This window comes from Stenotrophomonas sp. GD03680 (genome assembly GCF_029844625.1).
GTDB classification, from domain to species: Bacteria; Pseudomonadota; Gammaproteobacteria; order Xanthomonadales; family Xanthomonadaceae; genus Stenotrophomonas; species Stenotrophomonas maltophilia_P.
Genome location: NZ_JAOCKC010000001.1, coordinates 370052 through 382609 on the forward strand (window position 1 = coordinate 370052; position 12558 = coordinate 382609).

The 12558-nt window shown below is 68.6% G+C and carries 13 protein-coding genes; 3 read left to right on the forward strand and 10 right to left on the reverse strand.

The features are described from left to right. Positions 1-51 precede the first annotated feature (51 nt). A complete protein-coding gene (gene blaL1, locus N5J29_RS01665; protein WP_065182325.1) occupies positions 52-918 on the forward strand; it encodes a L1 family subclass B3 metallo-beta-lactamase in 867 nt (288 codons plus the stop codon). Between the two features lie 40 nt (positions 919-958). On the opposite strand, the gene N5J29_RS01670 is transcribed toward blaL1, so the two are convergent. Both N5J29_RS01670 and N5J29_RS01675 read right to left on the reverse strand, forming a co-directional pair. Further along, on the reverse strand, positions 959-1486 hold the full coding sequence (locus N5J29_RS01670) for a DUF411 domain-containing protein (protein WP_164152759.1): 528 nt from the start codon (positions 1484-1486) through the stop codon (positions 959-961). A gap of 504 nt (positions 1487-1990) precedes the next feature. After that, positions 1991-4282, reverse strand: a complete 2292-nt coding sequence (locus tag N5J29_RS01675) for an FdhF/YdeP family oxidoreductase (protein ID WP_065182326.1) — start codon at positions 4280-4282, stop codon at positions 1991-1993. 213 nt (positions 4283-4495) lie between these two features. On the opposite strand from N5J29_RS01675, the gene fdhD reads away from it, so the two are divergent. Continuing rightward, positions 4496-5350 (forward strand): formate dehydrogenase accessory sulfurtransferase FdhD, encoded by an 855-nt coding sequence (fdhD, locus tag N5J29_RS01680; RefSeq protein ID WP_164152761.1) that lies wholly within the window; start codon positions 4496-4498, stop codon positions 5348-5350. Positions 5351-5394: 44 nt separating this feature from the next. Here fdhD and N5J29_RS01685 read toward each other — a convergent pair whose 3' ends face one another. The 8 genes from N5J29_RS01685 to N5J29_RS01720 form a co-directional block, all read right to left on the reverse strand. Continuing rightward, complete coding sequence (locus N5J29_RS01685) at positions 5395-5940, reverse strand: TetR/AcrR family transcriptional regulator (protein WP_197623396.1); 546 nt, start codon at positions 5938-5940, stop codon at positions 5395-5397. A gap of 4 nt (positions 5941-5944) precedes the next feature. Beyond that, a complete protein-coding gene (locus N5J29_RS01690) occupies positions 5945-7477 on the reverse strand; it encodes an MFS transporter (RefSeq protein ID WP_164152766.1) in 1533 nt (510 codons plus the stop codon). Positions 7478-7602: 125 nt separating this feature from the next. Continuing rightward, on the reverse strand, positions 7603-8349 hold the full coding sequence (locus N5J29_RS01695) for a hypothetical protein (RefSeq protein ID WP_164152767.1): 747 nt from the start codon (positions 8347-8349) through the stop codon (positions 7603-7605). Beyond that, a complete protein-coding gene (locus N5J29_RS01700) occupies positions 8349-8969 on the reverse strand; it encodes a DUF3299 domain-containing protein (protein ID WP_164152769.1) in 621 nt (206 codons plus the stop codon). The genes N5J29_RS01695 and N5J29_RS01700 overlap by 1 nt, the downstream gene beginning before the upstream one ends. Continuing rightward, complete coding sequence (locus N5J29_RS01705) at positions 8959-9504, reverse strand: DUF3299 domain-containing protein (protein ID WP_164152801.1); 546 nt, start codon at positions 9502-9504, stop codon at positions 8959-8961. Before N5J29_RS01705 ends, N5J29_RS01700 begins: the two co-directional genes overlap by 11 nt. A gap of 2 nt (positions 9505-9506) precedes the next feature. After that, on the reverse strand, positions 9507-10760 hold the full coding sequence (locus tag N5J29_RS01710) for an ABC transporter permease (RefSeq protein ID WP_081284414.1): 1254 nt from the start codon (positions 10758-10760) through the stop codon (positions 9507-9509). Beyond that, positions 10753-11445, reverse strand: a complete 693-nt coding sequence (locus N5J29_RS01715) for an ATP-binding cassette domain-containing protein (RefSeq protein ID WP_164152771.1) — start codon at positions 11443-11445, stop codon at positions 10753-10755. The genes N5J29_RS01710 and N5J29_RS01715 overlap by 8 nt, the downstream gene beginning before the upstream one ends. Then, a complete protein-coding gene (locus N5J29_RS01720) occupies positions 11442-11972 on the reverse strand; it encodes a DUF2796 domain-containing protein (RefSeq protein WP_164152774.1) in 531 nt (176 codons plus the stop codon). Before N5J29_RS01720 ends, N5J29_RS01715 begins: the two co-directional genes overlap by 4 nt. A gap of 31 nt (positions 11973-12003) precedes the next feature. On the opposite strand from N5J29_RS01720, the gene N5J29_RS01725 reads away from it, so the two are divergent. Continuing rightward, a complete protein-coding gene (locus N5J29_RS01725) occupies positions 12004-12492 on the forward strand; it encodes a MerC family mercury resistance protein (RefSeq protein ID WP_164152776.1) in 489 nt (162 codons plus the stop codon). Positions 12493-12558: the final 66 nt, after the last annotated feature.

Below are 12558 nucleotides of genomic sequence, written 5' to 3' on the forward strand. Positions count from 1 at the left end.
GCCGACGAGGCCCATGCTAGTTTCTGCGCCTCCTCCCAGCGAACCTTCACGATGCGCTCTTTCCTGCCTGCCCTCGTCCTTGCCGTGGCGGTCCCGCCGCTACATGCAGCAGAGCCGCCCCTGCCCCAGCTGCGGGCCTACACGGTGGATGCTTCATGGCTGCAGCCGATGAGGCCGCTGCAGATCGCCGACCATACCTGGCAGATCGGCACCGAAAACCTGACCGCACTGCTGGTACAGACCGACGACGGCGCGGTGCTGATCGATGGCGGCATGCCGCAGATGGCCGATCACCTGCTGGCCAACCTGCAGCAGCGCGGCGTCGCACCGCAGCAGCTGCGCTGGATCCTGCTGAGCCATGCCCATGCCGACCACGCCGGTGCGGTGGCCGAACTCAAGCGCCGCACCGGCGCGCAGATCGCCAGCAACGCCGAAACGGCCGTCCTGCTGGCGCGCGGGGGCAGCAACGATCTGCACTTCGGCGATGACATCACCTTCCCTCCGGCCAATGCCGACCGCATCCTGATGGACGGCGAGGTCGTGTCGCTGGGCGGAATGCACTTCACCGCGCATTTCATGCCGGGTCACACACCGGGCAGCACCGCCTGGACCTGGAACGACACCCGCGATGGCAGGCCGGTACGCATCGCCTATGCGGACAGCCTCAGTGCGCCGGGCTACCGGTTGCAGGGCAATCCCCGCTATCCGCACCTGATCGAGGACTATCGCCGCAGCTTCGCGACCGTGCGCCGCCTGCCCTGCGACGTGCTGTTGACCCCGCATCCTGGCGCCAGCGGCTGGGACTATGCCGCAGGCGCCAAGGCCAGTGCTGCAGCGATGCGCTGCAGCGCCTACGCGGATTCAGCCGAGCGCAGTTTCGAGGCACAGCTGGCCAGGGAACGCGACAACGCGCACTGAAGCCGTGGCGGCCTGTGAGCCGCCACAGCAGCAGCGACCCTCAGCCGCCGTGGCCGTGGTGGGCGAACGGCTCGGTGCTGCCGTCACCGCGCACCAGTTCCACCGTGTACGGCTGCACATAACCGTCGGGCATCTCCATGCCGGGCGAACCGGCCGGCATGCCCGGCAGCACCAGTCCACGCGCCGCAGGACGCTCCTTCAGCAGCCGCTTGATGTCCTCGGCCGGAACGTGCCCCTCCACCACATAGCCGTCGATCTCGGCGGTATGGCAGGACCCCTTGCCGACCGGCACACCCAGGCGCTGCTTGATCGGGTTCATGTCATCGGTATCCCGTACGTCCACCGCGAAGCCCGCGGCCTGCAGGTGTTCGATCCAGACGCCACAGCAACCGCAGCTGGCGGTCTTGTGGACGATGGCGGTCGGCAGCTGCGCATCGGGGACGGAGGCGGCATCGGCCGCTGCGTGGGCATGGCCCGGCGCCGCGGCCACCTCTTCGGCTGCACGGGCGCAGCCGGCGCCGGACAGAATGCTGGCCAGCAGCAGGCCGAGAGAGAGAGAACGGTTCATCGTGTTGGTTCCTTTGTGCATGCGGGCGGAACGCCCGCGACCCACGCATCGAAGGCGCGGGAAAATCGGGAATGGGACAGGCAGGACAACAGGCGGCTGGCGCCTGCAGGCCATCACACGATGGGAGGTCGCAACGCGTCGGTCAGGGGCGGCGGCACAGGCCGTCGTGCAAGGGCAGCGCGTGGCGCCTCGCGCCAGGGTGTGATCGCCACGGCGGAAGAGGTCGCAGGCACGCCGGTACACGCGGGAGGGCACGGGCACTCACTGGATGCGCAGTCGCCCGATGATCGATCGCCGCAGCATCCGGCCCGATCCACGGCCGTCTCATGCGACGCGGCGCAGTACTCCGTGTCGCCCTGTCCACCGTCGCCCGATGCAGCCCGCGCCAGTCCCGGTGCGGTCAGCACCAGGGCAACGAGCAACAGCCAGCGCAGCAGGAGAGCAGCAGCATTCATCGCAGGCATCATAGCCCATGGGCGTGGCAAGCTGGGCCGCCGCCCGACCCTATGCGGTGTCCGCGCTGCCTGTGTCTGCCCGCATGCGTACCGGAATCGACTTCGCCGCAGGCGTGCCGCTGAGGCGATCGTAGTAGTCCAGCGGCAGCAGCGCATTCAACTCAGGGTAGTAGCCCGCCAGCGCGCCCCGTGGCATGGGGTAGTCGAGCACGGTCAGCCCGTCGATGCGACGCCGCACGCCATCTGCGCTGAGCGTCTCCAGGCTGACCCGCGCCTCCTTCTCCAGACCGCGTGCCAGCCGGTCTTCGATGTTCATGAACACCACCCTGCGATCGTTGTACACGCCGCGATAGCGGTCGTTGTAGCTGTAGATGGTGGTGTTGAACTGGTCATGCGAACGCACCGTGGCCAGTCGCAGCATGTCCGGATCGTGCACCGGGTCGTCCACATCCAGGCCCGGCATCACAAGGATGTTGGCCTTGCCGTTGGCGGTGGGCCACACCCGGCGACGCGGTGCAATGTCCAGATGGAAGCCGTGCGGCTGCCGGATGCGCTCATTGAAGCCTGCATAGATCTGCGGGTACACGGCAGCGATCAGGTCACGGATCCGCGCATAGTCATGCCTGCAACCTGCCCAGTCGACCCTGCTGTCCGGCAGCGTCGCCATCGCCATGCGACAGACGATCTCGACCTCCGGCAGCAGCTGGTCGCTGGCCGGCTCAAGAACACCGCGCGATGCGGTCACGTTCGACATCGCATCCTCGATCGTCACGAACTGCTCGCCTGCGGGCGTGACGATACGTTCCGAGCGCGCCACTACCGGCAGGATCAGCGCATCGCGGCCATGCACCAGGTGCCCGCGGTTGAGCTTGGTGGCGATACCCACCGTCAGCTGCAGGCTGCGCATGGCTTCGTAGGCCCGGGGCGTGTCCGGCACGGCATGGATGAAATTGCCGCCCAGCCCGATGAACACCCTGGCGCTGCCGTCGAGCATCGCCTCGATCGACTCGACCACATGATGCCCGTGCTCCCGCGGCGGATTGAAACCGAACACCTCCTGCAGGCGATCCAGATACGCTGCCGCCGGCTTCTCGTCGATGCCGACGGTACGATCGCCCTGCACGTTGGAATGACCCCGGATCGGGCCGATCCCCGCCCCCGGCTTGCCGAAGTTGCCGCGCAGCATCAGCAGATTGGCGACCTGCTGCAGCAGCCGCGAGCCATACTGGTGCTGGGTCAGGCCCATGCCATAGCAGATCACCGTGGCATTGGAGCAGATGTAGATCTCGGCGCAGCGCCGGATCTGCGCCTCCGAGATGCCGGAGACCCTGACGATGTCGTCCCAGTCCTGCGCCATCACGTCCGCGCGCAAGGCCTCCAGGCCGACCGTATGTTCATCCAGGAACCGATGGTCGAGCACGCGCTGGCCCTGTGCCTCGCGCTCGAACATCACCTTCATCATGCCTTTGATCAGCGCCAGGTCACCGCCGATGCGGATATGCACGAATTCGCTGCTGATCTCGGTGGAGCCGAAGGTCGCCATCTGCACCACATCCTGCGGCTCGGCAAACCGGATCAGGGCGCGCTCGGGCATCGGGTTGACCGCCACGATCGGCACGCCGCGCCTGCGCGCCTCGACCAGGTTGCCCATCATCCGCGGCGAATTGGTGCCGGTGTTCTGGCCGATCACGAAGATCGCCTCGGCGTGTTCGAAATCCTCCAGGACGATGGTGCCCTTGCCCACACCGATGGAAGGTGGCAGGCCACGGCTGGTCGGCTCATGGCACATGTTCGAACAATCGGGGAAGTTGTTGGTGCCGAACTCGCGTACGAAGATCGAATACAGGAACGCCGCCTCGTTCGGCGTGCGGCCCGACGTGTAGAACTCGGCCTGATGCGGGCTGTCCAGTGACCGCAGGTGACGGCCGATGAGTGCGAACGCCTCGTCCCAGCTGCATGGCACATAGTGGTCGGTGGCTGCGTCGTAACGCATCGGCTCGGTCAGCCGCCCCTGCATTTCCAGCCAGTAGTCGGTCCGCTCCATCAGCTCGCTGACGGTATAACGCGCGAACAGCTCGCGATCCGCCCGGAACCGGGTCGCCTCCCAGGCCAGTGCCTTGGCCCCGTTCTCGCAGAACTCCAGTTTCCTGCGCTCGTCGGCGTCGGGGAAGGCGCAGCTGGGACATTTGAAGCCAGCGGGCTGGTTCATCGCCAGCAGTGCCCTGGAGCCGTTGCCGATCACGCTCTGCTGCAGCAGAACCCGGGCGGTGGCGCCGGCCGCACCCCAGCCGCCTGCGGGCTGGTTGTAGGGCTTGTAACGGGGTGGTTTCTGCTCGGACATGTTCGAAGACCTGGCGCCAGGAGACGAGACTGCGAAGGGCACGACAGACAGAGTCAAGCACGCCCGGGACCACTTCGCCAGAGCCGCCCCGCATCTCCCAGCGCGCCCTCTTCGGCGCGCCGGTGGCTGCTGCATCGCCACGGACGCACTGCGCTATCCTCCGGGGGGTGGGCGAACGGCCCATGACACGCTCACTCTGTCCGGACACTCTGCATGGCTGACTCGCCCCCGCCGCCCTCTCCGCCTGCCGGCACCGCGCAGCGCACGTTGCAGCGCTGGCGTGAGGGCGGGCTGCAGGTGCAGGCGCAGGCCGACGTGGTCGCCGAAGAGGTGCCGGTAGCGCTGCACTACAACGGCACCGTGTTCGCGGTGATGATGGCCACGCCCTGTGACCTGGAGGACTTTGCGCTCGGTTTCTCGCTCAGCGAGGGCTTGATCACCACGCCGACGCAGCTGCTCTCGATCGATGTGGCGCCGCAGCTGGAAGGCATCGAACTGCGGATGACGGTTGCCGCCGAGGCACCGGGCGCCGGTCTGGATCCGGCCGATGGCCGCCTGCTGCCCGGCCGTGGCGGCTGCGGCCTGTGCGGAACACGGCAGCTCGAGGATGTGCTGCGGCCCCTGCCCCCGGTACGCGAACGACGGACCTACGCGCCGGCGGCCCTGCAGCGGGCACTGGCCACGCTGTCGCAGCACCAGCCGATGAATGCGGCCAGCGGCTCCACCCACGCGGCCGCCTGGGCCGACGCCAACGGGCGCATCGGCTGGGTGCGCGAGGACGTGGGCCGCCACAATGCACTGGACAAGCTGATCGGCGCCCTGCATCACAACGAGCACGCCATCGACGGTGGACTGCTGCTGATTTCCAGCCGGGCCAGCTACGAGATGGTCAGCAAAGCAGTGCGCGCCGGTGCCAGCGTACTGGCCGCCGTGTCCGCGCCAACGGCGTTGGCGATCGATCTGGCGCGCAGCGCAGGGCTGTGCCTGGTCGGCTTCGCCCGCGGCAGTGGATTCAATGTGTACACCCATCCAGAGCGGTTGCGGTCGGAAGACATGCCAACGGCATGAACGCGGCCATGGCGGGACCCGCCATCGTCAGTGGGCAACCCCCATCATCGGCCGGGTGACAACAGGCCCGCGACGCGCTCGGCCACCTGGGCGCGCACCGCGTCGTCCAGCTGTCCTTCGTACATGGCCTCGTAGATCCACAGCCCATCGGCCGCCAACCGTGCCACGAAATTGTCCAGCGCCGCAGGATCAACCACGCCGGCCGGCGGCGGCGATGGCGCCCAGCGCTGCACGGCCGGGCTCCATGGCCGCTCACCGGCCTCCGGGTCCACCGATTCGAGCATGAACATCAGCTCGGCGCGCGTCGCGCTCTGCGCCGACACGCGGACGAAGGTCTGATAGCGCTCGAGCGCCGTGGCCTCGCTGGCACGCTTGCCGAGCAGCGCTTCCATCGACGCCTCCCAGTTGTGCACCAGGTGCTCGTCGATGCCGCGCAGCAGTGCCTCGCGCGACGGGAAGTGATACAGCAGGCCGCCGCGCGTGAGGCCGGCTTCTGCCGCCACCGACTCGAAGGTCACCGCGCGCACGCCGTCTCGATTGATCACGTTGACGGCGGCATCGAGGATGCGCTGGCGCTTGCTGGTTCTCATCGCACTACTTTACGCGATCGGCCGCTCCCTCGCGGCTCCCCGCCCGCCCGCGCAGCAGGCGCGCGATCAGCGCTGCACCCACGGCCAGCACCGCGGTGATGACCAGCAGCACGATCTGGTAGCTGCGGTCATAGGCGGCGGTGGCGCCGGCGAACCACTCGCCCGGGCCGGCTTCGCGGGCGACCTGCTGCGCCTGGGCGAATCCTTCCCGCGCCAGTGCCGGAACATCCGCCGATACCGGCAGGAAGGCGCCGTACATCGCTGCGCCCAGGCTGCCCAGCATCGCCACCGCCAGCAGGCCGCCGAATTCGTAGGAGACCTCCTCCACGGAGGACGCCATGCCCGCACGGTGCGCAGGCACGTTGTTGAGGATGGCGGTGGATGCGACCGAGATTGCCGAGCCCATGCCGAACCCGGTGATCGCCATGCCGGCGACGACCCAGCCCAGTCCGTGCGGAAAACCGAACGCGACCACGCCCACTCCCAGTGCCCCCGCGGCCAGTCCGCCGCAGATCAGCGGACGCAGGCCGACGCGGTGCAGGATGCTGCCGCCGAGCAGCGCGCTGGGCAGGCTGCCCAGCGCCGCCACCGATACCAGCAGGCCCGCCTGCAATGGCGTGAATCCGGCGACCAGCTGGAAACGCTGGGTGGTCAGCAGTTGCAGGCCCGCCATCGCAAACAGGGTGAACACCGCAGACAGCGTACCGGCCAGGAATGCCGGATTGCGGAAGATCGCGAAGTCCAGCAGTGGATGCGGCAGGCGCTGCTGGCGGCGGGCAAACGCGGCGCCCGCCGCCAGCGCCAGCACCGATGCCGCCGCGCCGAGGCCATAGGAAGGCGGCGTGGCGATCAGCGATTTGATCGCCAGCACCAGCCCCGACAGCGCCGCCAGCGCCAGCAGCGAGGACAGCAGATCCCACGGCCGGGACGTGTCGCGCTGCCCCTCCGGCGCCAGCAGCAGCGTCGCGACGAAGGCCACGATCACCACCGGCACGTTGACCAGGAACACCGATCCCCACCAGAAATGCTGCAGCAGCCAGCCACCGATGATCGGTCCGAGTGCGGCGCCGACGATCGCCACCGAGCCCCAGATCGCGATGGCGATGTTGCGCTCACGCTCTTCATGGAAGCTGAGGCCGATCAGCGCGAGCGTGGCCGGCATCATCGCCGCGGCGCCCACGGCGAGCAGCGCACGGGCAGCGATCAACTGCGCTGCGGTGGCAGAGAACGCTGCCGCCAGCGAAGCCACGCCGAAGACCACCAGGCCGATCAGGAACATGCGACGGTGACCGATGCGGTCGCCCAGCGTGCCCGCACCGAGCAGCAGGCCAGCCATCACCAGTGGATAGGCATTGATGATCCACAGCGCCTGACCCACGCTGGCGGAAAGTTCTGCCGTCAGCGTGGGCAGCGCCGTGTACAGCACCGAGTTGTCCAGCGTCACCAGCAGCAGGCCGGCGGCCACCGTGAACAACAGCGACCAGCGCCGGGCACGGGACAGGGCCGGAGCATCGGCCAAGGACTGGGACAAGGCCATGGGGAACAAACCTGGGCAAGAAGGTTCCATTAACTATACCGGATATCCTGTATAGTTATAGCCCTGCAGCGACACGTTCAGGTTTCGATCCAGGCGCTGTTCAGCCCCGGCAGGCGCCGCTGGTGCTACCTGCAGTCCACCGGCAACGCCGCCACCGCCGCGACCACCTGTTCCTGCATGCCCTGCCCCACGGCCATGTCGAGTTCGCCCGCGATGTCACCGTGCTGGCGCCGCAGCTCGTCCTCGCACAGGCTGCGCACCCGGGCCCGCGCGTTCGCCCGCAGCGACGCACAGCGCCAGTCCGCGTCGCCGAGCGGCAGTACCGAATAAACCACGCTGTTGCATGCGTTGGAGGCCCGCTCGCGCAGCGTATGCCCACCGAAATCCCGCGGCGCCCTGCTGCGCGTGGGATCGAAGTAGCTGTCCGGGAAGGTGCGTGCATACTGCTCGATATCGACGTGCAGCACGCGGCCACCGGCCGCTGCGAGGGGCAGCGGATCCGTGCAGCGGGCACTGTCGGCGCGGTGCTGGATGTAACGGTAGATGGGACGGTCAAGGCCTGGATCCTCCGCAGTCACCGCACTCACCGCGGCCAGTACCGGCAGCGCGGCACGGTTGGCCATGCGCGCGAGCAGCCCTGCCTCTGCCGGCCGGCAGCGGTCGCGCAGGGTTGCCACCAGCAGGAATGCCACGTCGTTGCGGAAGGCCGCATCGTCCCCCATCCGCCGCTCGATCCGCTGCCGCATCTCGTCGGTGGGCGCCACGGAAGTGGCCTGCGGCGGCTGCGGCTGCGCTGTCCGCAGGTACAGCCACCCGACCGCCGTGGCTGTCACCGCCAGCAGCGCCATCGCCAGTAGCGGACGCGCGCGCATCAGCTGTGGATCGGCGTCAGTGTGGCGGCCGCCACATCGTAGGAAGCGCTGGCGATGTCGGCGTCGAAGCGCTTGACCTGCACCCGCCCGGCGAGTCGATAGGGGTCCCACAGCGCACCCAGCGTGATCGGCGTGGCCAACGTCACGTGGATCATCTGGTTCGGCGGTGGTGGGGGTACATGGATGCAGGCACCATAGAACGGGACGAACAGCACCTCGTCCACGCGTCCATCGTCGGTGGTGCCCAGGGGCACGACGTAACCGTCCAGGTCCACCGCACGTCCATCCACCGATGCCACCACGCGCGAAGAGCCGAACTGCCGGGCGCGCTCCGGACGGGAGTGGTCGATCGCCTGACCGGGCGGCGTGCCGGCGCCGCTGTCGTCAATCAAGCCACCGACGCCGGCCATGCCGTCGCGTGACAGGCCGATCTGCGGCGGCGGTCGCTGGAAACGGTCCTCGTCCGGCATCAGGGCGTCCCAGCGGTCGATCGGGCGTGCCGACGGAGACGGCGCCGCCGCCGGCAACGGTGCAGGGTGCTGTCCGGCACCGTCGGGCACGCGGGCGCATCCGGCCAGCAGCGCGCATCCGGCGAGCCATGCAAGGCAATCACGGCGCATAGGGTTTCAGCCGTGCATCGCGCATGCTGTAGGCAGAGCCTGCCAGCTCATCGTCCAGGCGCTCGGCGTGCAGGTTTCCGGCCAGGAAGAACGGAGCGTACATGTCAGGCATCTCGATTGCCCGGTCCAGTACCACGTGCACGATCTGGTTCGGCGGCGGTGGTGGCACATGGATGCAGGCGCCGTAATACGGGACGAACAGGAATTCACTGAGCCGTCCTTCCGCAGTGCTGGCCAGCGGCACCACGTAGCCCGGCAGGCGCACCGGCCGCTGCAGCACGGCGTCGACGGTGCGGAACGTGCCGAACTGCGGCATGCGTCGGCTGCCGTTGTGCTCCACCTCAGGGCCTTCGCCACGTTCCAGCGCCGCCAGCTCGTCGGCGGGCATCATCTGCAGCCAGTCCAGCTCCTGCTCTTCCACGGTCGCTGCGCCCTGATCCGCCACCGGTGGCGGCAGCGCCTGCACGCCGGTGTCGACCGGCCGCTCGCAGGCAACCAGCATCAGCAACACTGGCAAGCCACCCAGCCGGCGCATGCTCATCCCGGCGACGCCAGACCGTCGGCGAGCGTGCGCCGGTAGGCCAGCGCGGCCGGCAGCAGGCCCGCCACGGCGCTGACCAGCAGCAGGCCCGCCACCCAGCCCAGCTCGCGCGCATCCGGCCAGACGTGGGTGATCGACAGGCCATACTGCGCCAGCGCCCAGCTGCGTCCCACGGCACTGGCCAGCACCAGCGCCGCCAGTGCCAGCCCGCACGCCAGCGCGCTGGTCGCCACCGCCTCCACCACCAGTAGACCGGCGATGTAGCGCGGACGCGCGCCGACCGCGCGCAGCACCGCCATCTCGCGGCGCCGCTCCTGCAGGGTTGATACCAGCAGCGCCACCAGCGAGACCATTCCCAGCAGCACCACCATCGCGCTGATCAACCGCAGTGCCCGCTCGGCCGTGCCCAACGATTGCCACAACTGCTGCAGGGTGACGCCCGGCAGGATCGCCAGCATCGCCTCCTCCGGATAGTCATTGATCGTGCGCTGCACGGAGAACGTCGCGATGCGGGTATTCAGGCCAAGCATGAAGGCGGTGATGCTGGTCGGGGTCAGATCAAGCCGCCGCGCCTGCTCCGCGCTGACATGCTGGCCGGGCAGCTGCACGCCGGAACGCCAGTCGATGTGGATGGCTTCGATCGCCGGCAGCGATACCAGTACCGACGCATCCACCGGTGTTCCGGTGCGCTGCAGGATCCCCACCACGCGGAACGGCTTGTCGGCATGCGTGGCCAGGGGCACCGCCCCGGTGCCATGCGCCAGCACGATCGGGTCGCCCGGCGTGATGTTCTGCGCCTGCGCCACCTCCGCGCCGATCACCGCATCGTACAGGTCCGAGAAGGGCCCGCCCTGTGCGAAGACCAGTTCATGACCGGCACCGTAGCGGTAATGCTCGAAGTAGCCGCCGGTGGTGCCGACCACGCGGTAGCCCCGCCAGGAATCGCCCAGCGAGAGCGGCACCGACCACTTCACCTGCGGCAGCGCCGACAGCGCCTGATAGGACTGCCAGGAGACATTGTTGGTCGGATCACCGATATGGAACACCGAATAGAGCAGCAGGTTCACCGGTCCGGAGCGCGCACCCACGATCAGATCGGTTCCGGACACTGTGCTGGCAAAACCTTCATGCGCCTGCGTGCGGACCCGCTCCACGCCCAGCAGCAGAACCACGCTGAGGGCGATCACCAGCACCGTGAGGGCAACACTGAGCGCGCGGCTGCGCAGGCTGGCCCAGGCAAGTTCAAGCATGGGCAGCTCCGGCATGATTGATCTCGGCCAGGACGATGACCCGGTCGAACAGAGGCTGCAGGCTTTCATCGTGGCTGACCACCAGCGCGGTGGTGCCGCAGGCCTGGCATTGCCGGGTCATCAGGCGCACGAACGCGTCCGCCGCGTGCCGGTCCAGTGCCGAGGTGGGCTCGTCGGCAAGCAGCACCTGCGGCCGCCCGATCAGTGCGCGTGCCGCTGCCACGCGCTGCTGCTGGCCGACACTGAGCCTGCCCGCCGGACGGTCCATCAGCACCGGGTCGATCTGCAGGGACTGCAGCAGCCGTGCGATCTCCTCGTCCAGCGCTGCGCCGATGCGCTGCCTGCGCAGCCGCGAGAAGCGCAGACCCAGCGCGATGTTCTCGCGCACGCTGAGGAACGGCAGCAGGTTGAACTGCTGGAAGATCACGCCCAGCTGGTCGGCCCGGAAGCGATCGCGGGCCGGACCGTTCATCGCGTGCAGGGAGTGCCCGGCGACGTCGACCCGGCCCTGGCGAGCGCGCAGCACGCCAGCCAGCACACCCAGCAGGGTGCTTTTGCCACCGCCACTGGCACCGCGCAGCAGCACGCTGCTGCCCGCATCGACGCGCAATGCCGGAATCTCCAGTACCGGGCGCTCGGCGTAGGCGAAGCGCAGGTCCTGCACATCGATGACCGCTGCACTCACGGCGCAAGCACCACGCGCAGAGTGTCGGCGGTCAGCACGTGCCGTGCCTGTCCGGCGGGCGTGGTGCTGTTGACGATGACCTCATGCAGGCCGGGGAACAGCACCGGCAGGCGGACCACCAGCACCCGCAGCGCGGACGGATGCGCGCACTGGAAACGCAGTCCGGCACTGAAGCCGGCATGGCCGTGGTGCCCGGCGTCGTGCATCGGGTCTGCAGCGAATCCGTCGGCGGCGACGCTGCTGGCGGCAAGGCGGCACTGGGCCGCAGTCGGCAGGGTGACCCATGCGCCTTCCTTCAGCAGTGCCTTCGCACGTGCGAGCGCGGCGCGCTCCTGCGGGGTGGCGGGCGGTCGCTCGAAATCGAGCAGGCCGATACCGGGGGCCTGCATTGCCAGGTCCAGTGTTCCCCGTTCGAGCGCCACATCGACCGTGGCCTGGCCATGCACATGCGCGCCCTGCTGGCGCACCTCATGGGCGTGGGCGGACGCCGCAGAAAGCAGCAGCAGAAACGTGGCGGGAAGCTTCATGAGGGTATCGTTAGTGTTACTATGTAACATTATGGACCACATCCCCACCGTTCCTGCAAGGGGTCTGCCACAGCCGCCAGCATCGGCACGCTGGCATTCCCGTTTCGATCTGGCCGGCGCAGGGCTGTCATTGGCCTGCGCAGCGCACTGCATCGCGCTGCCGCTGCTGCTGGCCTTCGTCCCGGCGGCCATGATGGCGTTGCGCTCGTTCCAGCACCCCGGCCATGCCCTGATGACCACCCTGCTGCTGATGTCACGCTGGGAGTGGGCGTTCGCGTTGCTCGCCTCGCTGCTGGCGCTGGCCAGCACCGCTGCGGGCCTGCGTCGGCACCGCCACTGGCTGCCGATGCGACTGGCCCTGGCTGGGGCTGGCCTGCTGTTGTCCGCATCGCTGTATCCACCGCTGAAGGAATCGCTGCTCTGGCACGGCATGGCCACCGCCTGCGGCGGTGGGCTGCTGGCGATGGCCCACCTGTGCAACCGCCGCGCCCTGCGTGCCTGCGCACGCGCGCGCCGATGATGGGAAGGGCGGGTCGGCCCGGCACCGGCCAACCTGACAGATCGGTAATGTCCGGGTCAGGGCCAC

What these genes read in the sequence shown, in the direction of transcription:
- blaL1 (WP_065182325.1), top strand. Translation starts at nt 52, where the DNA reads ATGCGCTCTTTCCTGCCTGCCCTCGTCCTTGCCGTGGCGGTCCCGCCG.
- N5J29_RS01670 (WP_164152759.1), bottom strand. Translation starts at nt 1,486, where the DNA reads ATGAACCGTTCTCTCTCTCTCGGCCTGCTGCTGGCCAGCATTCTGTCC.
- N5J29_RS01675 (WP_065182326.1), bottom strand. Translation starts at nt 4,282, where the DNA reads ATGTCCGAGCAGAAACCACCCCGTTACAAGCCCTACAACCAGCCCGCA.
- fdhD (WP_164152761.1), top strand. Translation starts at nt 4,496, where the DNA reads ATGGCTGACTCGCCCCCGCCGCCCTCTCCGCCTGCCGGCACCGCGCAG.
- N5J29_RS01685 (WP_197623396.1), bottom strand. Translation starts at nt 5,940, where the DNA reads ATGAGAACCAGCAAGCGCCAGCGCATCCTCGATGCCGCCGTCAACGTG.
- N5J29_RS01690 (WP_164152766.1), bottom strand. Translation starts at nt 7,477, where the DNA reads ATGGCCTTGTCCCAGTCCTTGGCCGATGCTCCGGCCCTGTCCCGTGCC.
- N5J29_RS01695 (WP_164152767.1), bottom strand. Translation starts at nt 8,349, where the DNA reads ATGCGCGCGCGTCCGCTACTGGCGATGGCGCTGCTGGCGGTGACAGCC.
- N5J29_RS01700 (WP_164152769.1), bottom strand. Translation starts at nt 8,969, where the DNA reads ATGCGCCGTGATTGCCTTGCATGGCTCGCCGGATGCGCGCTGCTGGCC.
- N5J29_RS01705 (WP_164152801.1), bottom strand. Translation starts at nt 9,504, where the DNA reads ATGCGCCGGCTGGGTGGCTTGCCAGTGTTGCTGATGCTGGTTGCCTGC.
- N5J29_RS01710 (WP_081284414.1), bottom strand. Translation starts at nt 10,760, where the DNA reads ATGCTTGAACTTGCCTGGGCCAGCCTGCGCAGCCGCGCGCTCAGTGTT.
- N5J29_RS01720 (WP_164152774.1), bottom strand. Translation starts at nt 11,972, where the DNA reads ATGAAGCTTCCCGCCACGTTTCTGCTGCTGCTTTCTGCGGCGTCCGCC.
- N5J29_RS01725 (WP_164152776.1), top strand. Translation starts at nt 12,004, where the DNA reads ATGGACCACATCCCCACCGTTCCTGCAAGGGGTCTGCCACAGCCGCCA.